At 67.7% G+C, this 21988-nt stretch carries 15 protein-coding genes; 4 read left to right on the top strand and 11 right to left on the bottom strand.

What is annotated here, in order from left to right; translation table 11 throughout:
• Entirely contained in the window at window positions 1-2580 is a 2580-nt protein-coding gene (pepN, locus tag F3087_RS18140; protein ID WP_150403154.1) for an aminopeptidase N, read from the top strand.
• A gap of 62 nt (window positions 2581-2642) precedes the next feature.
• Here pepN and F3087_RS18145 read toward each other — a convergent pair whose 3' ends face one another.
• The 7 genes from F3087_RS18145 to F3087_RS18175 all read right to left on the bottom strand — a co-directional run bounded on the left by F3087_RS18145 (window position 2643) and on the right by F3087_RS18175 (window position 12584).
• Window positions 2643-3437, bottom strand: a complete 795-nt coding sequence (locus tag F3087_RS18145; RefSeq protein ID WP_150403155.1) for an NAD(P)H-binding protein — start codon at window positions 3435-3437, stop codon at window positions 2643-2645.
• A 133-nt stretch (window positions 3438-3570) separates the two neighbouring features.
• Entirely contained in the window at window positions 3571-4035 is a 465-nt protein-coding gene (locus tag F3087_RS18150; RefSeq protein ID WP_150403156.1) for a DUF5130 domain-containing protein, read from the bottom strand.
• Window positions 4022-4303: an aa3-type cytochrome oxidase subunit CtaJ gene (gene ctaJ, locus F3087_RS18155; protein WP_150403157.1), complete on the bottom strand. Its 282-nt coding sequence runs from the start codon at window positions 4301-4303 to the stop codon at window positions 4022-4024. Before ctaJ ends, F3087_RS18150 begins: the two co-directional genes overlap by 14 nt.
• Window positions 4304-4384: 81 nt before the next feature.
• Complete coding sequence (locus F3087_RS18160; protein ID WP_150403158.1) at window positions 4385-4714, bottom strand: hypothetical protein; 330 nt, start codon at window positions 4712-4714, stop codon at window positions 4385-4387.
• A gap of 845 nt (window positions 4715-5559) precedes the next feature.
• Complete coding sequence (locus tag F3087_RS18165; RefSeq protein ID WP_150403159.1) at window positions 5560-9063, bottom strand: hypothetical protein; 3504 nt, start codon at window positions 9061-9063, stop codon at window positions 5560-5562.
• A 1356-nt stretch (window positions 9064-10419) separates the two neighbouring features.
• Window positions 10420-12021 (bottom strand): glycoside hydrolase family 13 protein, encoded by a 1602-nt coding sequence (locus F3087_RS18170; protein ID WP_223885167.1) that lies wholly within the window; start codon window positions 12019-12021, stop codon window positions 10420-10422.
• Window positions 12022-12155: 134 nt separating this feature from the next.
• Window positions 12156-12584, bottom strand: a complete 429-nt coding sequence (locus F3087_RS18175) for a globin (protein WP_150403160.1) — start codon at window positions 12582-12584, stop codon at window positions 12156-12158.
• A 232-nt stretch (window positions 12585-12816) separates the two neighbouring features.
• Here F3087_RS18175 and F3087_RS18180 point away from each other — a divergent pair, with 232 nt between their 5' ends.
• On the top strand, window positions 12817-13521 hold the full coding sequence (locus tag F3087_RS18180) for an HNH endonuclease (RefSeq protein WP_223885168.1): 705 nt from the start codon (window positions 12817-12819) through the stop codon (window positions 13519-13521).
• A gap of 7 nt (window positions 13522-13528) precedes the next feature.
• On the opposite strand, the gene F3087_RS18185 is transcribed toward F3087_RS18180, so the two are convergent.
• On the bottom strand, window positions 13529-14098 hold the full coding sequence (locus F3087_RS18185; RefSeq protein ID WP_223885169.1) for a helix-turn-helix domain-containing protein: 570 nt from the start codon (window positions 14096-14098) through the stop codon (window positions 13529-13531).
• A gap of 79 nt (window positions 14099-14177) precedes the next feature.
• Between F3087_RS18185 and F3087_RS18190 the strand changes: the two genes are divergently transcribed.
• Both F3087_RS18190 and F3087_RS18195 read left to right on the top strand, forming a co-directional pair.
• The gene (locus F3087_RS18190; RefSeq protein WP_150403320.1) at window positions 14178-14924 is read left to right on the top strand and encodes an AzlC family ABC transporter permease; all 747 of its coding nucleotides are present in this window, start codon (window positions 14178-14180) and stop codon (window positions 14922-14924) included.
• Entirely contained in the window at window positions 14921-15232 is a 312-nt protein-coding gene (locus F3087_RS18195) for an AzlD domain-containing protein (protein WP_150403163.1), read from the top strand. Before F3087_RS18190 ends, F3087_RS18195 begins: the two co-directional genes overlap by 4 nt.
• A gap of 127 nt (window positions 15233-15359) precedes the next feature.
• On the opposite strand, the gene F3087_RS18200 is transcribed toward F3087_RS18195, so the two are convergent.
• From F3087_RS18200 to F3087_RS18210, 3 genes are read right to left on the bottom strand one after another with little or no spacing between them, the layout of a single operon-like run.
• Window positions 15360-16067 carry a hypothetical protein gene (locus tag F3087_RS18200; protein ID WP_150403164.1) on the bottom strand — a complete coding sequence of 236 codons (708 nt, stop codon included), beginning with the start codon at window positions 16065-16067 and terminating at the stop codon, window positions 15360-15362.
• Window positions 16068-16110: 43 nt separating this feature from the next.
• Window positions 16111-16557, bottom strand: a complete 447-nt coding sequence (locus F3087_RS18205) for an acyl-CoA thioesterase (RefSeq protein ID WP_150403165.1) — start codon at window positions 16555-16557, stop codon at window positions 16111-16113.
• 35 nt (window positions 16558-16592) lie between these two features.
• Window positions 16593-21545, bottom strand: coding sequence for an NAD-glutamate dehydrogenase (locus F3087_RS18210; protein WP_150403166.1), 4953 nt, complete (start codon window positions 21543-21545; stop codon window positions 16593-16595).
• Window positions 21546-21988: the final 443 nt, after the last annotated feature.

Below are 21988 nucleotides of genomic sequence, written 5' to 3' on the forward strand. Positions count from 1 at the left end.
ATGTCCGCACCGAACCTGACTCGCGACCAGGCGATCGAACGCGCGTCGACCGTCTCGGTCGACAACTACCGCATCGACCTGGACCTGACCGACGGTGCGGGCAAACCGGGCGAGCAGACCTTCTTCTCCCGCAGCACGGTCACCTTCTCCGCGACCGCGGGCGCGAGCACCTTCATCGACCTGGTGGCCCGCGGCGTGCGTTCGGCGGTGCTCAACGGCACCGCACTCGACATCTCCGGCTACGACGAATCCGAAGGCATCGCGCTGCCCGATTTGGCCGCGACCAACGAGCTGGTCGTCGAGGCCGACTGCGAGTACTCCAACACCGGCGAGGGGCTGCACCGGTTCATCGATCCGACCGACGACTCGGTCTACCTGTACTCGCAGTTCGAGACCGCCGACGCCAAGCGAATGTTCGCCTGCTTCGATCAGCCGGATCTCAAGGCCACCTTCGACATCAGCGTCACCGCCGCGCCGGACTGGAAGGTCATCTCCAACAGCGCGGTCGTGGAAACCCTTGCGGCGGAACCGGGTAAGCACGTCTTCCGCACCACGCCGAAGATCAGCACCTACTTGGTCGCGCTGATCGCGGGCCCGTACGCGCAGTGGACCGACGTCTACAGCGACGAGCACGGCGACATCCCGCTCGGCATCTACTGCCGCGCCTCGCTGGCCGAGCACATGGACGCGGAACGGCTGTTCAACGAGACCAAGCAGGGATTCGCCTTCTACCACAACAACTTCGGCGTTCCGTACGCGTTCGGCAAGTACGACCAGCTGTTCGTGCCGGAGTTCAACGCGGGCGCGATGGAGAACGCCGGCGCGGTGACCTTCCTGGAGGACTACGTCTTCCGGTCCAAGGTGACCCGCGCGTCCTACGAGCGCCGCGCCGAGACCGTGCTGCACGAGATGGCGCACATGTGGTTCGGCGACCTGGTCACCATGAAGTGGTGGGACGACCTGTGGCTGAACGAGTCGTTCGCCACCTTCGCCTCCGTGCTGTGCCAGGCCGAGGCGACCGAATACACCAGCGCCTGGACCACTTTCGCGAACGCGGAGAAGTCCTGGGCCTACCAGCAGGACCAGCTGCCGTCCACGCACCCGATCGCGGCCGACATCCCCGACCTGGCGGCGGTCGAGGTCAACTTCGACGGCATCACCTACGCCAAGGGCGCCAGCGTGCTCAAGCAGCTCGTCGCCTACGTCGGCCTGGAGCCGTTCCTGGCCGGTCTGCGCGCCTACTTCGCCGACCACGCCTACGGCAACGCCACCTTCGACGATCTGCTCGCAGCGCTGGAAAAGTCTTCCGGCCGTGACCTTTCCGACTGGGGCGCGCAGTGGTTGAAGACCACCGGCCTGAACACGCTGCGGCCGGACTTCACGGTCGACGGCGACGGCAAGTTCACCTCGTTCGCGGTCGTGCAGGGCGGCGCGGAACCGGGCGCCGGTGAGCGTCGCGTGCATCGCCTGGCCGTCGGCGTCTACGACGACCAGGACGGAAAGCTGGTGCGCACCAAGCGCGTCGAGCTCGACGTGCGGGCCGCCGAACGCACCGAGGTGCCCGAGCTGGCCGGCGTCGCGAGCGGGCAGTTCGTGCTGATCAACGACGACGACCTGACCTACTGCTCGGTGCGCCTGGACGCCGGTTCGCTGGACGTGCTGGTCAACCGGATCGCCGACATCGCCGAGCCGCTGCCGCGCACGCTGGCTTGGTCGGCGGCCTGGGAGATGACCAGGCAGGCCGAGTTCCGGGCCCGCGACTTCCTCGCGCTGGTCCAGCGCGGCGTCGGCGCGGAATCGGAAATCGGTGTGGTGCAACGACTGCTGATGCAGGCGAACCTGTCGCTGCGCAGCTACGCCGATCCGGCGTGGGCGGCCGAGACCGGCTGGGTCGAGTACGCGAACCGGCTGCTGGAGCTGGCCCGCGAGGCCGAGGCGGGCTCGGATCATCAGCTGGCCTTCGTCAACGCGCTCACCACGGCCAAGCTGTCCGCCTGGCACACCGAGGTGCTGCGCGAGCTGATCGACGGCGATCCGGGCAAGGTCGGCCTGGCCGGGCTGGCGGTCGACGCCGACCTGCGCTGGCGCATCGTGATCGCGCTGGCCGCGGCCGGGGAGATCGACGCCGACGGCCTCGACACCCCGTTCATCGATCAGGAGCTGGCCAAGGATCCGACCGCGGCGGGCCGGCGGCATGCCGCGACCGCGGCGACCGCTCGGCCGCAGGCCGCGGTGAAGGAACAGGCTTGGGCGAAGGTGGTTTCGGACGATTCCGCGTCCAACATCACCACCCGCGCGATCGTCGCCGGGTTCGCTCCGGCGGGGCAGAGCGAGCTGCTGGCGCCGTATGTCGATCGCTACTTCGCCGAAGTCTCCGGTGTATGGGAGCGGCGCTCCAGCGAGGTCGCGCAGACCGTGGTGGTCGGCCTCTACCCGGGGTGGGCGATCAGTGACGACGCCGTGGCGATCGCCGACAAGTTCCTCGCCGGGGACCACCCGCCGGCGCTGCGTCGCCTGGTGGTCGAGGGCAAGGCGGGCGTCGAACGCGCCTTGCGCGCAAGGGCTTTCGACCGTCATTAGCCGAAACACGATCGACGGGACCTGACCGCGGGCGCGTGGTCAGGTCCCGTCGATCGTGAAAGTCACTGGAAGAGCGCGGTATTGGCCGCTGCCCAGTGGGCGAAGGTGGTGGCGGGCCCGCCGGTGAGGTCGGCGACGGTGGTGCCCGGCGTGGGGTGCCAGCCGACCATCGAGCCGGTGGCCCGCACGTACCACTCGGGAGTAGCCATGCTTCGGGCGAAGACCTGGATCGCTTCCTCGGGCGAGACCTGCCGGACGGTCAGGGCGCGGCCGAGGGCTGCGCCGATCTGCTCGATGCGATCGGCCCGGGTCAGGGCTTCCGGGCCGGTGAGTTCGTAGGTCTGCCCGCAATGGCCCTCGGCGAGCAGGACTTTCGCGGCCACCCTGGCGATGTCGGCCATGGCGACCGGGACGCTCTCGACCTCTGGGTACGGGTCGAGGATCTCGTCGGAGGTACGGATCTGCTCGGCCCAGACCGTGGCGTTCTCGATGAAGTCGACGCCGAACAGGTGCGTCCACGCGAGGCCGGAGTTCTCCACCGCCCGCGCGATCGGCGTCCAGTGCGCTTCACCGGACAGGTCGACGATGTGCCGGATGCCGGCCTGCTTCGCCAGCGCGACCACCTCGTCTACAGTCTCCAGCTTCGGCGCGAGATACATCCGTTCCACGCCCTCGAAGGCGGCGGGCAACGACGACACCCGGCCCAGATAGCCCTCGGCGATCTCGACGCCGGCGGGCAGCGCGGCCCGGTCTGGATGGTTGGTCAATGCCCGGACATCGTCGGCGCCCGCCGCGAGTAGCTGGTCGACCACCATGCGGCCGATGTTCCCGGTGGCTCCTGTCACAAGAATCTTCACCGCACCACGGTGTGCGAGCCGCGCGGCATCGGCAACCCAATTGTGCTGCGCCGCAAATGCCACCGGCGCGCTCACCCGAGGTGGGTGAGCGCGCCGGAAGCATTGCTCGGGACTCCGCCGGGTGGCGGAAGGGTCAGCGGCCGATCGCGGCGGCCATCACGCGGACCGCGGACACCAGCCCGTCGATCAGCTGGCCCTGCCGGAACGAGCTGGACGCGGCGGTGACGCCGAGCTGGCAGACGCGGTCGTTCGCGCGGTCGGCGACCTCGCGGCCGGAGCGCACCTCGATCGCCTTGTCGTTGGGCGAGACGGCGATGAGCACCGAACGCGTCGCCTCGGGAGTGTTCGGGAAGATCGCGTCGGCGCCGGCGGCCGGATCTTCGCCGAGATCGCCGATGTAGACGTTGAACCGCACCTTGGTCGCGCGGGTCGCCTCGGTGAGCACGTTGTCCATGGCCAGCCGCTCGTCATCGCTGAACGGGGCCTCCTTGAACACGTCACCCGCCTCGTGCACGCCGGAGACGCGTCCGCTGGTGGTGACCACGTACCCGTGCGGCAGGTCGGCCTCGACCACCGCGGGCCACTTAGAACTTGCCACTTGCCCGGCCTCCGATCAGCTCCGCCTTGGTGGCCTCGATCGCCGCGTGGTGCCCATGCGACGACCCGGCCGAATCGTGATGACCGGTCGAGGTCACCTCGTCGGTCGCACTCCACAGCACCGGCGCCGCCGTCCACTGCTGACCGAGGTCGTAGTGGGCGGGCTTCTCACCGGCGAGTGGCTTACCGAGATATGACAATCCGGCAATCGCGAGGTATATCACCAGCGGGATGCCGAGGAAGACCAGCACTGTCTCGAGAATGCTCACGGTCCAACGGTAGACGATGCTGTGTAGTAGTTCCTCCTCTGGTGGCCGCGAATCCATCGTGTCGGGTCGTCGTCCGGCGAATCACCTGCGGGGATGGCGGAAGCGGACGCCGAAGTAGATCTCTTCGGGGCCGAAGTAGCGCCACAGCGCGCGGACCGACGACCAGCCCGCGCGACCGGCGAACACCGCCGCGCCGGCGGCCAACGTGCGGTGCGGTGCGTCCTCGGGCAGGCCGGAACCGGCCAGGTGGGCGCAGGTCGCTGCGGTCATGACACTGCCGGCGAGCAACCAGACGTTGAGCTTGACCGTCCGCACGATCGATCCGAGGCTCATGCGCCGCTCGTCGACGATCGGCTGCGGGGGCAGTACGACTGGGGCGTCCGCGTTCACCTGGTCTTCGACGTCGTCCACACGCTCGGCTCCGCCCGCGGGAGGTCGGTGCGAATTCAGCATCTTGGTTCGTACTCCTTGGTGAGGAATCCGCGTTCGAGGACCGCGCCGGGCAGCCGAACGATGGACTCGGGAACTGCTGGGGAATGTGACCGGCGCACGCGTGCGCGCGTTTATCGAATTGCCCGGCGAACCCGAGACGCAGGTTTGTCGGAGTCGCCGCCTTCCCGCACGGGGAGATGATCACGAGCATAACTAAAACCGGCCGGGTTTCAACGTTCCTTTTCGACCCGTCCACCCGGATCGATTCACCGCTCAGCGAACATGCGCCGCCAGTCCAAACCAAATGTCCGCTCGGTTGGCTGACGGAATATTTGGAATTCCAAATACGAATTCCAAATGGCAACCGCGGTCCAGATCCAGGCTCCGGCTCGGATCATTGGAATTCCCCAAATAGAGCGCTTACCAGCATATTTGGAATTTGGATCCAAATCGTGCACAGCCAACTATCCTATATAGGCCACTTGTCGGGGTTGTTCCGGCCACCGGCGCATGGTTGACTAATAAACGAGTTGAGTGCCCGGATCTGCGCGAGCACCGAGCTCACTCGCACTCGAACGCAAGGAATGTGACCGAGAATCGAGGGGACACCAGGATGGACCGCTGTCCGCAGGCAGAGGGCCACCCCTAGCGATTCGGCCTGAATCCAATACTCGACTGCGTGATCCGTAAATGTTTGGATGCATTCAGCGTCGCGATAGGCATGAATTGGACTCGAAACGACCGCCCCACGGTCACCCGAAAACAATCGAATGAAAGTATTCCGATCGGATAAGTCACGCGGGCGAGGTATCGCCCCGTTTCGTCTAGGCGACGCCGGGCCGCGGTCGCCTGCTCCAGCGGGACGCGGGCGCCGTCGCCAGCCTGGCCACCAACTGTTGCGCGGCGGTCGCAGAGCTCCTGGGGAGCGCGTCCGGTGCGGTCGTCAGCCGAGTGTCGCGGGGAAATACCGGCTTATGCGCCGGATCCCAGGCCGTAGTGTCGGGAAACTGGATGCCGCTCCGAATTGCCGCGGTGAGCAACTCTCGCTCGGTCAACGGCATCGGTACCGCGCACTCGCGCGCCCGCTTCAGCACCGCCATCACCATCGCCATCACCTCGTCAGTTTCCGGACACCGGCAATGGCGGCCGCTGCGCCGCTCCCCCGCCGAACAGATCCGCACGAGACGCCCCGCCCCGTCATGCTCGACCACCTCCACCTGACTGGTCAGCCCATAACCGGCGTGCGCCGGGACGGCGCTCACCCGCCACGCCGCCACGTACAGCGCGGGCGACAACGCGCTGGTAGCCGGGCTGCCCGCAGGCCCCAAATAGACCAGCTCACCGTGTTCCCCATAGAAGCCGAGCACACCGGACTCGGTGAACACGATGTCCCCCGGACGCAACGCCACATGCCGCAGAGCGACCGCCATGATCGGCAATTCGAACCGAATGCACTCCGACAGTGGCAGATCAACAGCCTTGAACGCCTCCCGCACCAACCAAACCTGCGGCCCCACATACGGAAACATCAACGCGCCAATCGCCCGCAGCGCCGCCAACCCCGGTTCAGCCGCCCGCCCAGCAGCCTCAACCTGCTCGGCCACCGTATGCACCAGCTGCTCGTATTGGGCGACGATCACTTCAGTCGAGCTAGGCGACTCACCTGCGACCGTCGACGCCGACCGGCGCCCATCGTCGGCCTGCCCATGCCGGGCGACCATCGCTTCAGTCGAGGCAAACAGCTCACCTGCGACCAGGGTCGACGCCGGACGATACCCATCATCTGCCTGCCAGTAACGGGCGACGATGGCATCGGTCGAGGTAGAAGGCTCACCTGCGACCACGGTCGCCGCCGACTGGTGCCCATCGTCGGCCTGCCCATTCCGGGCGACGATCACTTCGGCCGAGGCTGGACAGTGCCCATCGTCGGCCTGCCAGTGCCCGGCGGCGATGGCTTCAGTCGAGGTAAGCAGCTCACCTCCGGCCACGGTCAACGCCGGACGATACCCATCGTCGGACTGCCCACACCGGGCGATGATCGCTTCGGCCGAGGCAGGCAGCTCACCTGCGACCACTGTCGACGCCGGACGATAACCGACGTCGGACTGCCCACCCGAGGCGACGATCACTTCGGTCGAGGCGGGCAGTTCACCTCCGGCCACCGTCGACGCCGGACAGTGCACACCGTCGGCCTGCCAGTGCCGGACGGCGATGGCTTCTGTCGAGGTAGGCAGCTCACCTCCGGCCACGGTCAACGCCGGACGATGCCCTTCGTCGGTCTGCCCATGCCGGGCGGCAATCGCTTCAGTCGAGGCGGACAGCTCACCTGCGGCCACCGTCGACGCCGGACGATGCCCTTCGTCGGCCTGCCGCTGCCCGGCACCGGCGTAGTGCGGCACGGCGTCGGCGGCACCGGGCGCGATACCCATCGAGTTGATCGGTGCCGGGCGTCCGCTCAACACGATCCAATTAACGTTCGGCCATACGCCACCCCAGCCCGGCGGCCGGCGGGTGAGCGGCACCGACTCCCAATTGATGCGGTGCGCCGTGGCTATTTGGTCATGCCGGATGCCATGCAGGTTCGCGCCGTCGGCCGCGGGCGCGAGCAGCAGCGCCCAGCCGCCGCCGACGTACAAGCCTTTGCGGCCGTCGACGAGGGTGAGAATGTCACCGGGCGCGGCCTGTTCGAGCGGCACGGGCACCCCGGACTCCTCGCCCGCGCGCGTGCGCAGGGTGATTCCGAGAGTCCTGTAGGCCTTGCGCACCAAGTCCATCGCGTTGCATTCGTCTCGCGGCCAAGCATTTTCGAGCTCGGCCCGGACAATCCGCAGCGCCAGCCGCCCCGGCGTGACCCGAACGCCGGAGTCGCGCAACTCGCTGCCCACCCACCTCCGATCGGCGCTCTCGCGCGACTGAGCGCCGGTCAGAGCATGCTTGCTCGGCTGCCATGGTTCCGACGCCCGCGACCCGTACCAGGTCGACGGCAACGGCGTAACGAAGCGCGGCTCACCAGCACCGTCCACCGCAGCGACAATCCTTCTCGGCGCCACCAACCGCACCAGCCCACGCCACCGCCCGGCCCATCCTGCCGACTGCGCCGACAGCGGCAGCCCGCGGACGCCCAGCAGGTCACGGACGCTCGGCGGGCCGGAGCGCGGCAAGTCGCCATCGCCCGACACGTCGATGCCCGGCAGGCGACTATCACCCGACAGCCCGCGAACGCCCGGCAGGCCGGTGCGCGACAATCCGCCGCCGCCCGGCACATCGATGCCCGGCAGGCCGCCGTCGCCCTGCACGTCGGCGCTCGGCAGGCGACTATCGCCCGACCGGCCGCGGACGCCTGGCAGGTCACGGACACTCGGCGGGCCGGTGCGCGGCAAGTCGCTGCCGCCCGACACGTCGATGCCCGGCAGGCCGCTGCCGCCCGACACGTCGATGCTCGGCAGGCCGCCGTCGCCCGACACATCGGCGCTCGGCACGCGACTATCGCCCGACAGATCGCGAACGCCCGGCAAGCCGGTGCGCGACAAGCCGCCGACGCTCGGCACATCGATGCGAGGCAGGCGACTATCGCCCGACCGGCCGCGGACGCCCGGCAAGCCGGTGCGCGGCAGGCCTCCGACGCCTGGCAGGCCCGTGCGCGGCAAGCCGCTGGCACCAGGCACGTCGATGCTCGGCAGGCGACCTTCACTTGGCAGATCACGGATGTTCGACAGCCCGGCGCTCGGCAAGTCGCGGACACTCCGCGGGCCGCCGCTCGGCAAGTCGCCATCGCCCGGCACGTCCATGCCCGGCAGACGACTGCCGCCCGGCAGATCGGTGATCGGCAGGCGACTATCGCCCGGCAGATCGGTGCCCGGCAAGTCGCTGTCGCTCGGCACGTCGATGCCCGGCAGGCCACTTTCGCCCGGCAGATCGGTGCCCGCGGTCCGCCCCAGTTCAGCGGCGCTGCGCTCCTCGATCGGAGGCGTCGGCGCTCTGCGGGGGCCCGGCTTGCCTGCCTCTGGGTGCTTGCGTCTGATCCGCGCGCAGCGGTCGACCGCGAACTGCACTTGGTCGGCGGGGAGGTTGCAGCTTTCCAAATAGCGTTGCAGCAGGTCGGGTTTGGGGAAGCTCAGGTAGCCGGAGCCGCCGGCGTAGTTGTATACGGTTTGCTTGCCGGGGCGGCCTGCGCAGCGTTTCACTACGACCGCCTTGGATTGTCCTGAGGCGCGCTGGGCTGCGGCGGTCATCGCGAGGAACTCGACGCGCAGGGCGGTGTAGGTGGCGGTGTCGAGGTCCAGGGTGAGGTCGAGCTCGGCGCCGGCCGACGCCCACTCGGCGCTCAACGCGTCGAAAAGTGGTCAGTGACACCCGGATTCACAGATAGCGCGCCGTCGACTTCCGCAGCGCGCCGGGCGCGCGGGCGGTGCAGGCATTCCGGCACGGCAAGACCGGTCACGTCAACTCCTCAACCTATGGAACGGAGGAATCCGCGGGCCGCGATGCTGCGCGCCGGTCACGCCGACCGGTGCTGCTGGGTCCGGATCCACCACGAGATGAGTTCCTGCCCGATACATCGCGTGCCTCGCGAACCCCAAAGCTTTGTCGGTGCAGCTCAATTCGGGACCAGCGCAACGCTCGCGCGCAATCAGCCGGCAATGCCGAGCGCGGCTCCCCACTGCACTGGGGGCAGCACCAAGTTTGCCACTCCGTCACACTTACGGCCACCCTTCGCGAGCAAAAATCACAAATGTGTAACTATGCCTGGCGCGATCAGCGCGCTGACCTCCAAAAATCCCGTCCACCAGCGACTTAGGCGTAAGTGCAAGATCCCTTGACGCAAGCTTGGAGCAGCCTGGATGCTCTGCATAGCCGGATCCGCCGCGGTTCGACAGGAGCATCGGCGTGGTGAATGACCCTCACGACGATGCGTATCGTGCAATCCACCCGGGACCGGCCGACAGCAGCACATGCGGTGCGCACCGAATCCACGCGAAAGACCAACCGCCGCAACAACTCAGCGATCCACGAACGCACCGGGCACATCAGTCGATGCCGCCACCGATCACTCGCCGGATTCGAATGTGGCGCACGCCGACTCGGTCGCGCGGTCCAAGGGATCGCCAGGATCCGCGCACCCCCGTCCCCCGCGCACAACCTCGCCTACCGCGCACAAATCAGCTAGCGATTTCGTGCGCGGCGGCACAACCCGTACGCGGCACCGATTTCCGTAGGCACTCAGCACGAGCACTCCTCCAGTCCGGCAAGGAGTTCGGTGGGCCACGATGCCAGTCGAGCGAGGCGATCTTCGTGCGTCACGGACTCCACGCAGTGGTTCACGGATGCCACCGCGCGAGCCCCTGACGGACGCTCGTGCGGCGACGCCTCCATTGTTCAGCCGAAGGCGTCGCCAATTCTTTCACGGCCGGGCCGTCCATATCCAGTCCTATTGACCCGCAGCCGCTTTCGCCGGACACAATTCGAGTCCAACTAGCGGATGCGGCAGTCCAAAACACGGCACGAGCTGCCTATATACCGAAGACTGCACCGCCGCAACAAAGTTCGTTGGACTCCAACCCGACCACGTTTGGAATCCAACAAACTCGTTGCGGCGCAATATCATTGAAATTGCAAATGCATTCTCACGCCGCCCGTGCAAACTCAATCGTGCGAATACCGCAGCATCCTCGGATCGATGCGGTCTAGACCAACCAGGCGGCCGTGTTCGGCGGAAGCTGCCCCCCGTCGAGCGGCGCACTGGCCAGCAGCACGTCCCCCGGCGGCAGCTGAGTCGGCGCCTGCGACGCGTTCAGCACGCAGACCAATCCGCCCTCCCGGCGGAAGGCCAGACAGCCGGGCGGGCTCCCGTACCACTCGATCCGGTCGCCGCTGAATTCCGGCCGCAGGCCACGCAATTCGATCGCCATCCGGTACAGCGAGAGGGTCGAGCCGAGCTCCTCCAGTTGCGCCTCGACGGTGTAGCCCGCCCAATCGGCCGGCATCGGCAGCCAGGGCTGTCCGGTGGTGAAGCCGAACGGGGGCGTGACGCCCTCCCACGGCATCGGCACCCGGCAGCCGTCCCGGCCACGCTCGGTGTGCCCGGAACGCTCCCAGGTCGGGTCCTGGAGCACCGCGTCGGGCAGGTCGTCCACGTTGGGCAGGCCCAATTCGGCGCCGTTGTAGATGAAGACCGAGCCGGGCAGCGCGAGTTCGAGCATCATCATCGCGCGCGCCCTGGCCAGGCCGGCCGCACCGCCGCCGTAGCGGGTGACTTCGCGCTCGATGTCGTGATTGGACAGCGTCCAGGTGGGCGAGGCCGCGACCGGCGCGACCGCGGCGAGCGAGTTGTCGATCGCCGCGCGCACGTCGTCGGCGTCGAAGTCGGTCTTGGCCAACCGGAAATTGAAGGCCAGGTGCAGCTCGTCGGGGCGAAGGTACTCGCCGAAGCGCACGTTGTCGTCGACCCACACCTCGCCGATCGACACCGCGTCCGGGTAGTCGTCGAGCACCTTGCGGATGCGGCGGTGGATCTCGTGCACGCCCGGGTTGTTGAACCGCGGGTCGTCGTCGTCATTGGCGAGCAGCGCGGTTTTGACCACCGCCATGTCCGGCAGGCCGGCCGGTTTGGCCATGCCGTGCGCGACGTCGAGGCGGAAGCCGTCCACGCCGCGATCGAGCCAGAACCGCAGGGTCTTCTCGAAATCGGCGGAGACCTCGGGGTTTTCCCAGTTCAGGTCGGGTTGTTCGGGGGCGAAGATGTGCAGGTACCACTGGCCCGGCGTGCCGTCGGGCTCGGTGACCCGAGTCCAGGCCGGACCGCCGAAGATGCTCGGCCAGTTGTTCGGCGGCTCGTCGCCGTGGGGGCCACGGCCGTCGCGGAAGAGGTAGCGGGCGCGTTCCGGGCTGCCCGGTCCGGCCTCGAGTGCGGCGAGGAACCAGGGGTGTTCGCTGCTGGTGTGGTTCGGCACCAGATCCATGGTGATCTTGATGTTCCGGTAGTGCGCCTCGGCGATCAGCTCGTCCATCGCGGCGAGCCCGCCGAAGAGCGGGTCGATGTCGCGCGGATCGGCGACGTCGTAGCCGCCGTCGGCCATCGGCGACGTCATCACCGGACACACCCACAGGGCGTCGATGCCGAGCAGCTCGAGATAGCCGAGCTTCTCGCGGACGCCCCCGAGATCACCGACTCCGTCGCCGTCGGAATCCGCGAAGGATCTGGGATAAACCTGGTAGAACACGGCCGACCGCCACCATGGTTGCGTGGTGCGATCCACCGGCACCAGTACGGCGGGTGTATCAGTCACAGACGTAATAGTGCCAAAGTTTTGCGGCAAAAACCCTTAGGCGGAGCACCGATCTCAACTTTGGGCAAATCGCCAGCGTCCGCCGGGACGCGCCGAAAACCCTCGGCCCGTCTCGGTCCTCGACCGAAACGCCCTCACCAGGGGGCGTTCATCAGCGAATTCGCCGCCATCTCCAAGTAGTCCAGCAGAGCCTTGCGATGATCGTCATCGAGCAGCTCCGGCTCGATCTCCGCCACGGCGATTCGCATGCAACGCAACCACGCGTCGCGCTCGATCGGACCGATGACGAACGGGTTGTGCCGCATCCGCAGCCGCGGGTGGCCGCGCTCCTCGCCGTAGGTGCGCGGCCCGCCCCAGTACTGCTCCAGGAACATGCGCAGCCGACGCTCGGCCGGGCCCAGATCTTCCTCGGGGTAGAGCGGGCGCAGCACCTCGTCGGTCGCCACCTCGCGATAGAACGCCGCGACGATGCGCCGGAACGTGTCCGCACCGCCGACCGCGTCGTAGAACGACGCCGGCGTCTGGTCCGCCGATGCCGCTGCTGTCTGCTCGCCCGAAGTCATAGACCCTCTCGATTCGCTGGATGCGCCGACGTCCATTGTGCCCGTGCCCGGCATCGACAGCCCACACCGCGGTTTTCCGGGGCGGCAAATCGCGGACCGGCGGCTCTTCAGCCACAGTTAACCGGACATTGTTGAAAATCACCGTGCAATAGCCGTCGTTCCATGGTCAACTGGGTGGCAATCTCTGCCGAGCTAACAGCATGATCCTGCCAATCATGAAATTGAGGTCCAGATGAAGCAGCGGCACAGCGCCAGATCGCACGAGGCGCGCACGCACCGACAACTCCAGCCCGCCGACGTCCACAATCGTGGCTCGGGGGCTACTCCGCTGCATATCTTGTCCGATCATTATCCGGGCGCGCATCACGGTCATGCCGATCATGCGCACCGCTCAGCATCGCCGCCCAGTGAGACTCCGAGCTGGTTGAAGCGCCGGGTGCTGCTTCTGAACGCCACCTACGAGCCGCTTACCGCACTGTCCGCGCGCCGCGCGATCGTCCTGCTCATCTGCGACAAAGCCGACACCGTCCACGGTGACGCCGAGGGCCCGGTAGTCCACTCCGCCGAAGCCGCCGTCGCCATCCCCTCGGTGATCCGCCTGCGCACCTACGTGCACGTCCCCTATCGGGCCCGCGTCCCGATGACCCGCGCCGCCCTCATGCACCGCGACCGCTATCGCTGCGGCTACTGCGGTGGCAAGGCGGAAACCATCGACCACGTCATTCCGCGCAGCCGCGGCGGCGAACATTCCTGGGAGAACTGCGTCGCCAGTTGCGCGCCGTGCAACCACCGCAAGGCGGACAAGATGCTGAGCGAATTGGGCTGGACCCTGCGCTCGCCGCTGGTCTCGCCGAAGGGTCCGCACTGGCGGCTGCTGTCCACGACCGCCGACCTCGACCCGGTGTGGTTGCAGTACCTCGGTGAAGGGGCCGCCTGACACTCGGTCAGGTGTATTCGATCACGAAGGTCGCCCACGTCCCCGGCTCCAGCGCCTCGAAGACGTGCGGAAGATCGCCCGGGTAGGAGATGTAGTCGCCCGGGCCGAGTTCGACGGGTTCGTCGATCAGGCCGACCTTCGCGCGCCCGCTCGCCAGCAGGACGTGCTCGAAGACGCCGGGGATGTGCGGCTCGGACAGCCGGGCCTGGCCCGGCTCGGCGGTGATCCGGAACAGGTCGCGGCGTGAGTTCGGCGGGCTGGCGGCCAGCAGGGTCGCGCGGTAATCCGATTCCGCGGCGGCGACGACCGGGCCGTCGCCCGCGCGGATCAGCCGAACCGCAGGGCGCGGCGGGTCGAGCAGGCCGGAGAACGGCATGCCCAGCGCGACGCACAGGGCCCAGAGGGTTTCCAGGCTCGGGTTACCGGTGCCCGATTCCAGTTGGGAGAGCGTCGATTTCGCGATGCCCGCGCGGTGCGCCACCTCGGTGAGCGAGAGACCGGCGCGGGTGCGTTCCCGGCGCAAGGCAGCGGCGATCACCGCCTGGGGCGTGCCCGTCGTCGAGTCCTGCTGTGCCACTTGTCCTCCCATTGTGTGGTTGACCACCCAACAGAAAACCATATTGACGGATCAGATCATTGTGTTCACTATAAGCTACATGCGTTCGATATGGCGAACACTCGGCCGGGACACGTTCTCCGGGATCGTGGCGGTGTGCCTCGCGGTCTTCGTGATCGGGGTGTCCTACGGCGCGACCGCGGTCACCACCGGGCTGCCCGCGTGGTTACCGATCGTGCTCGGCTTCGTGGTGCTCGCCGGGGGTGCGGAGTTTCTGTTCATCGGGATCATCGCGGCCGGCGGTAGCCCGATCGCTGCGCTGCTGGCCGGGTTGGTGGTGAATGCCCGGCATCTGCCGTACGGGTTGTCGGTGCCGGAGGCGGTCGGTACCGGGTGGCGGCGGTTTCTCGGCGTGCATCTGATGAACGACGAGTCGGTGGCGATGGCGCTGGCTCAGTCGACGGTCGAACGTAAGCGAGCTGCGTACTGGGCGTGCGGGTTCGGCGTACTGCTGGCCTGGCCGGGCGGCGCGGTGCTCGGGGTGCTGATCGGGACCTTTGCGCCGAATACCGCGGCGTTCGGGTTGGATGCGGTGTTCCCGGCGGTGTTGCTCGCGTTGATTGTTCCGGCGTTGCGGGAGATGGCGACGCTGCGTGCGGCACTGGTCGGTGCTGTGGTCGCGGTTGCCAGTGCGCCGTTCTTGCCGGCGGGAATGCCTGTGCTCGTTGCGCTTTCGGGATTGTTCTTCGTCGGGCGGGACAAGGGAAAGACGGATTCATCGGAACCTGCTGTGCCGGTGGCAGTTACGAACCGTGAGTTGAATACCGTCGAATCAGGTGTCGAATGATATTGGTTGCGAGCATGATCGCGCTTGCCCTGGGGACCTATGCGTTTCGCTGGTCCGGGCCGGCGCTGCGTGACCGTATTCGCTTCCCGGCCCGCACAATTCGGTTATTGGAAGTCGGTGCCGTTGTTCTGATCGCCGCACTGGTTGCGGTGACCACCCTGCCGACTGGCTCCGGCGAATTCGGATTCGCGCTTCCCGCAGGCGTTCTCGTCGCCGGTGTCCTGGCCTGGCGCAAACAACCGATCCTCGTCGTCATCCTCGCCGCCGCCGCAACTACCGCCCTGCTGCGCCTGCTCGGCCTGCCGTAACCCCAACCGCACCCTCGAGCACGCCCCTCCCGCGCACCAGTTATGCCGGCGCGCACGAAATTGCTGGCAATACCGTGCGCAGACGCACAACTCATGCGCGGCAACCACCTCGGGAGCTGGGACGGCGTCAGCTCGGGGAGAGGGAGATGCCGCCGCCCAAGCGGCGGGCGACCGAACCGTAGCGGGCGTCGATGCGCAGCCAGGTCTTGGTCGCGCGGACGCGGACGATCTCGCTGGGGAGGATGCGCCGCGAGTCGGCCTTGTCACCGGAGTGCGGGATGAAATCCATTGCGGTGAGGGCGAAGACGACGCGCATCGGGACTTGCACCTGAGTGTCGCCGCCGGAGACGGTCAGCACCGTCTGATCGAGCAGGGACGCGGGCGGGCCGTGGCTGCTGCCGTGTTCCTTGGCCAATTGCGCGCCCTGCTCGGCGAGTTCGACGAGGGTGCGGGCCGGCACGTCATCGATGTGCGCGAACCCGTCCACCGGCGGCAGCGCGCCACGCCACGCGGAATCCATCGAATAACCGAGATCGATGGGCAGGCCGGAGCCGAGCCCGGCCAGCACCATGTCGGCGCCGACGGTGACGTCGTCGACGCCGAGCTCACCGACGATGGTGCGAACCGCCAACGCCTCGAAACCCGTTGCCACCCAAGCGGAAATATACTGGCCCGCGCCCACCCACCCCGCCGGCTTCGCCGACTGCCGTCCCCCGGCGCGGCGGCGGAGACGTACCACCGCCGCGGGGTCCAGCCGCACCGCCCGAGTCAGGAACGTCGCGAGGTTCTCTCGCTCCGCCGGATCGGACACGTGCATTACGCGTTGTTCTGCCATCACGGCTGTGCTGCCGTTCGCGACCAGCTGCTATCGATGCGGATCAGTCCAGCCACTCGGCGAGATAGTCGCGTTCGGCATCGGTGAGCCGGCGCAACCGCTGCGCACTCATGTCGAACGCGGCGATCTGGGTGGAGGCGATCACCGCGGCGGGCGAGTCCGGCGCCGCACCCGCGGCCCGCACCTCGTAGCCGATGGTGAAATCGACCGCCCGCAGCTGCTGAATCCACATCGCGATGTCGAGCGGTGTGTCCTCGTGCCGGAGCTGACCGCGGTAACGCACCCGCAGGTCGGCCAGCACGCAGCCGGTCCCGAGCGCGGCGGTCGGCCGGCCCGGCTCCAGCAGCCACGGGATGCGCGCCTCCTCCAGCAGGGTCACCATGCGGGCATGGTTCACATGCTGGAACGCATCCATGTCCGACCATCTGACCTCTACCTGGGTGTGAAAACGCTTGGGCAGCACGACTTTGCTACCCGACGCGTCATCCACACTCGGCGCCTTCCCGTTACCGTTCAACGAGCTCGTCAACGTGGTACCTCCGATTGGGCGCCCACCCCGCTCACCATGCTTCGCACCTGCCGCGCGGCCACCGACAGCGTGGCGAGATCGTGGGTACCGGATTCGAACAACTCCGACAGCGCGGCTCGGGCACGCCCGAGCCGGGACTGGTTCTTCGACTCCCAGTATGCAATCTTCTCGTCGGCGCTTTCCTCCGGGTCACCGGCGGAGAGCACATCGAGGGTCAGCGAGCGCAGCGAGGAGTACATGTCGTCGCGCAGCGCGAGCCGGGCCAGCGAGTGCCAGCGGTCGCCTCGTTCGAGGTGGCTGACCGCCTGGAGCAGCCAGTCGATCTTGAGGTGCTCGTTGAGCGCGTAGTACAGCGCACCCACCTCGTCGCCGTCGCGATCGGTGATGTCCGCGATGTCCACGATGTCGAGCAGCGGGAACAGGTTGAGCAGCCCGAACACCTCGGTGGCCAGGTCGGTCGGCGCACCGCGGGCGATGAGCTCGGCCGACTGATCGGTGAGCGTCGCGACGTGATGTCCGCGCAGCCAGCCCGGCACCTTCGGCGCCAGCGCCTGCACGTCCTGGCAGTACCGGTTGATCTCCGCGCCGACCGCGATCGGCTGCGGCCGGTTGCTGAGGAACCAACGCGAGGCCCGGTCCAGGGTCCGCTTGGTTTCCAGCTCCAGCAGGTCGCGCACCGAAGTGGCGGCGTCGGCCGCGCGGATGCGCGCCCACATCTCCGGCAGGCCGAAGATCTCGGTGGCCGCCGCGAACGCGCGCACCGAATCGGTGGGCGTCGCGCCGGTCTCCTCGCTCAACCGGTGCGCGTAGGTGATGCCGCCGTAGTCGACCATCTCGTTCACGATCATCGTGGTGAGGATCTCCCGGCGCAGCCGGTGCTTCTTGATCGCGGCGCCGAACCGATCGCGCAGCGGCGTCGGGAAGTAGTCGGGCAGCCGGGTCACGAAGAACGGGCTGTCCGGCAGATCCGTGTCGAGCAGGTCGGCCTTGAGCGCGAGCTTCACGTGCGCCATGAGATTGGCCAGTTCCGGGGAACTCAGGCCGGCGCCGTCGTCGAGCATGCGCTGCAACTGCGCGTCCGAGGGCAACGCCTCCAGCTCGCGGTCGAGGCCGCGGCGGGCTTCCAGATCATCGATGAGCCGCATGTGCACGTTCAGCATCTGCGGTGCGTCGGTGCGGGACATGCCCATCAGGAAGTTCTGCGCCACATTGTCGTCCAGCACCATCTGCGCGACCTCGTCGGTCATCGAGGCGAGCAACGGGTTGCGTTCCGGCTCGGACAGCTGGCCCGCGCTGACCACACCGTCGAGCAGCACCTTGATGTTGACCTCGTGATCGGAGCAGTCCACCCCGGCCGAGTTGTCCAGCGCGTCGGTGTTCATCTTGCCGCCGTTGCGGCAGAACTCGATGCGGCCGAGCGCCGTCGCGCCCAGGTTGCCGCCTTCGCCGATCACCTTGACCCGCAACTGGTTTCCGTTGACCCGGACCGCGTCGTTGGACTTGTCGCCGACCTCGCCGTTCACCTCGGTGCTGGCCTTGATGTAGGTGCCGATGCCGCCGTTCCACAGCAACTGGGCCGGCGCGAGCAGGATCGCGCGCACCAACTCCGGCGGAGACAGCGATTCGACATCGTCGGCCAGCCCCAACGCCTTTCGGACCTGCGGACTGATCGGGACCGACTTCACCGTCCGGTCGTAGACGCCGCCGCCCTTGCTGATCAGCGAGGCGTCGTAGTCCGCCCAGGACGAGCGGGGCAGCGCGAACATCCGCTGCCGTTCGGCGTAGGAGGCGGCGGTGTCCGGGTTCGGATCCAGGAAGATGTGCCGGTGGTCGAACGCCGCGAGCAGGCGGATGTGCTCGGAGAGCAGCATGCCGTTGCCGAAGACGTCACCACTCATATCGCCGACGCCGACGACGGTGAAGTCCTCGGTCTGGGTGTCGATGTCCATTTCCTGGAAGTGCCGCTTGACGCTCTCCCAGGCGCCCTTGGCGGTGATGCCCATCGCCTTGTGGTCGTAGCCGGCCGAGCCGCCCGAGGCGAACGCGTCACCGAGCCAGAAGCCGTAGCGCTTGGCCACGTCGTTGGCGATATCGGAGAACGTCGCGGTGCCCTTGTCGGCGGCGACCACCAGGTAGGTGTCGTCGCCGTCGCGGCGCACCACCCGGGCGGGCGGCAGCACCTTGCCGGTCGCACGATCCACGTTGTCGGTGACATCGAGCAGGCCGGAGATGAAGGTGCGGTAGCAGCTGATGCCCTCGGCGCCGAGCGCCTGCCGATCCGCGACCGGATCGCCGGTGGCGGCGGGCGGCTGCTTCACCACGAAGCCACCCTTGGCGCCGACCGGGACGATCACCGCGTTCTTCACGGCTTGGGCCTTGACCAGGCCGAGCACCTCGGTGCGGAAGTCCTCCAGACGGTCGGACCAGCGCAACCCGCCACGGGCCACCGGACCGAACCGCAGGTGCACGCCCTCGACCCGCGGCGAGTACACGAAGATCTCGAATTGCGGCCTGGGCTTGGGCAATTCGCTGATCTCGCGCGGCTCGACCTTCACCGACACGTAGTCGCGGGACATGCCCTCGGCGTCGGTGACGTAGTAGTTGGTGCGCAGCGTCGCCCGGATCAGGTTGAGGATGGCGCGCAGGATGCGGTCGGCGTCCAGGCTGACCACATCATCGATGCGGCCACGGACCTGGACCTCGAGTTCGGCGGCGTGCTCGGCCGAGACGGTGTCCGGGTCGAAGCGGGCGCCGAACAGGTCGACGAACAGCCGCGCCACATCCGGATAGGTGAGCAGCACCCGGGAGATATTGGCCTGGCTGTACGGGAAACCGGCCTGCTGCAAGTACTTCGCGTAGGTGCGCAGGATGGAGACCGCGCGCCACGGCAGCCGCGCGCGCAGCACCAGTTCATTGAGCCCGTCGGCTTCCGCGCGGCCGTACCAGGCCGCCTCGAAGGCCTCGGTGAACCGCTCGCGCAGGCCCCGAACCTCGGCCTCCAGCACGGCCGCCCGGGTGGACGACTCCAGCAGTTCCGCATCCAGGTCCCGGTCGAGCGCGCTGCGCAGCAGCTCGGGACGGGCCAGCAGACCGAAGTCGTAGATCCAGCGTTCGCCGCCGGTGCTCGGGTCGCCACCGGGCTGCGGCTCCAGCTCGAGCTGGTACGGACGCTCGTCGACCACCTCGACGCCGAGGCTTTGCAGCACCGGCAGCACCTGGCTCAGCGAGATGCCGGGGCCGGCGACGTAGAGCGAGAACCGCCAGGAACCGGGGTCCGACGCCACGTTGCGATAGAGGTACTGATCGATGCCGCCCTCGCGCAGGTGCTCCAAGCGGACGATGTCGGCGAGCGCGCGGCCTGCCTCGAAGTCCTCCTTGTACGCGTCCGGGAACGCCGCGGAGTAGCGCTGCACCACCGCGGGGTCGAGCATGGTCGAGGTGCTGACCTCGTCGTTCAGCAGGTCTTCCCAGGTCCGGCTGGCCTCGCCGAGCAGGCCCTGGATGCGCAGCCGGTTGGCCTCGGAGGTGTCAGCGGCCGGTGCCGCGTAGCGCGGGGCGCCGTGCTCGGCCTCGGGCATGCGAACGGTGAAATACACACTCGCCAAGTCGCTTTCACCGACCCGGGCCGAGTAATCGATGGACACGCCGCCGAGTTCGCGGACCAGGATGTCCTGCATCTCCAGCCGCACCCGGGTGGTGTAGCGGTCGCGCGGCAGGTAGACCATGCAGGCGACGAACCGGCCGTAGCCGTCCGCGCGCAGGAACAGCCGGACCTGCCGGCGCAGGCCGATATTCAGCACGGCGAGGGCGGTGCGGCGCATCGTCTCGGCGTCGGAGGAGAACAGCTCGGTACGCGGGAAGGACTGGATGACCTCGAGCATCGCCTGCCCGGAGAACGACTCCAGGTCGAATCCGCTCTCCTCGATCACCGAGCGCACCCGGCGCTCGATCACCGGGATGTCCAGCACGTTCTCGTGCACCGCGGTCACGGTGAAGACACCGATGAACAGGTGCTCGCCGAGAATCGTTCCGGCCTCGTCGAAGTCGGCGACGCCGATGAAATACGGGTACACCGAGCGGTGCACGGTGGCGGGCACCAGGCCCTGGGTGAGCATCAGCAGCGGGCGGTCGGCCGCGTTGATCGGCACCCGGAAATCGGTGCCGACGTCGGGCCGGAGCACGCCCAGGCAGGTGCCGGGCATCGGGTTGGACGACGACTCCTGCCCCTGCTCGGCGCTCAGCTGGTAGCGGGCATAGCCGAGCACGGTGAAGTTGCCGCTGGCCAGCCAGCGCAGCAGGTTCGCGGTGTCCACCAGGTCGGTGTCCGGGAACGGCGCGGTGCCCGACTTGGCGGCCAGCTCCAGATCGTCGGCCAGCCTGCTCTGCACGTCCTTGATCGACTCGGTATCGCCGATGACCTGGCGCACGTCGGCGACCACGTTCGGCATGCCGGACTCGATCTTGGCCAGCAGCGCCCGGCTGGTGGCCGGGTGCAGTTGCAGGTGCATCCACGACTCGCGCAACGCGGTCGCGCCGTTGGTGCCGTCCACCTCGTGCGGGGCGGCGTGCTGCAGTAGGCCGTCCGCATCGCGTTCGACCTCGAAGATCGGGTGGATCACCTCGCTCACGCTGACGCCGAGCCGGCTCAGCGACGAGGTGATCGACTCGACAAGTAGTGGCATGTCATCAGTGACGAGCTGTACCGCCGCGCCGAGGCCGGAGCCGTCGTCGGGGTGGTACACCCGGACCAACGCCCGGTCCGCCTGGCGGTGCATGGCCAACTCCATGTGCCGCCGGAAAATTTGAGTGATGCCGGTGATCGCGCAGTCCACATCGCCAGCGTCGACGTGGCGGAAATACGCCTCCTCGAGAGTCGCGAGTTCGCCACGCAGTACCTGCGGCAAACTCGCGGCCCACGCCGCACTGGACAATTCGGACGAGACCGTCATTTTTTCGCCAACTCCTCGGATTCGGTTCCGTAACAAAGCGACGCCGGTCCGAGAGTAGCTGTGCGTGGAAGACGAGGGGGTGAAATCCCTTCCAATCCTGGGGTGTTCACCATCACGGCCGTGTTCGCCACGCGATTGCCCAGCTCGGATGAATGATCTCGGCACAGCATCGTTCGGACTCGCGAACGTCAGGTGTGCGCGACAGGGTCTTTCTGCGGCGGCAGCGGGGCCGAAGCACCTCGGTTCAGCTCGGCTACCAGGTCGACGGTGGGGGCCGCCGATTGCTCGAACTGTGCCTGCGCATTCACGTGTCCCACACTAGCGAGCTGCGGGACGTCCGTGGGGCGCCGGTGTGGGGGCGTTGTGCCGGATACAAGACATAACGGGCGTCCGGTATTCCGGCATCAGCAGGGATCGAGTCGTGCGGTCGTGCGCGAGGGCAC

Source organism: Nocardia colli, from assembly GCF_008704205.1.
GTDB classification, from domain to species: Bacteria; Actinomycetota; Actinomycetes; order Mycobacteriales; family Mycobacteriaceae; genus Nocardia; species Nocardia colli.

Bases quoted from the DNA above. Each gene is read 5' to 3' on its own strand.
- F3087_RS18195 (WP_150403163.1), top strand. From the start codon at position 14,921: ATGATATTGGTTGCGAGCATGATCGCGCTTGCCCTGGGGACCTATGCG.
- F3087_RS18175 (WP_150403160.1), bottom strand. From the start codon at position 12,584: ATGACTTCGGGCGAGCAGACAGCAGCGGCATCGGCGGACCAGACGCCG.
- pepN (WP_150403154.1), top strand. From the start codon at position 1: ATGTCCGCACCGAACCTGACTCGCGACCAGGCGATCGAACGCGCGTCG.
- F3087_RS18190 (WP_150403320.1), top strand. From the start codon at position 14,178: ATGCGTTCGATATGGCGAACACTCGGCCGGGACACGTTCTCCGGGATC.
- F3087_RS18180 (WP_223885168.1), top strand. From the start codon at position 12,817: ATGAAGCAGCGGCACAGCGCCAGATCGCACGAGGCGCGCACGCACCGA.
- F3087_RS18200 (WP_150403164.1), bottom strand. From the start codon at position 16,067: ATGGCAGAACAACGCGTAATGCACGTGTCCGATCCGGCGGAGCGAGAG.
- F3087_RS18210 (WP_150403166.1), bottom strand. From the start codon at position 21,545: ATGACGGTCTCGTCCGAATTGTCCAGTGCGGCGTGGGCCGCGAGTTTG.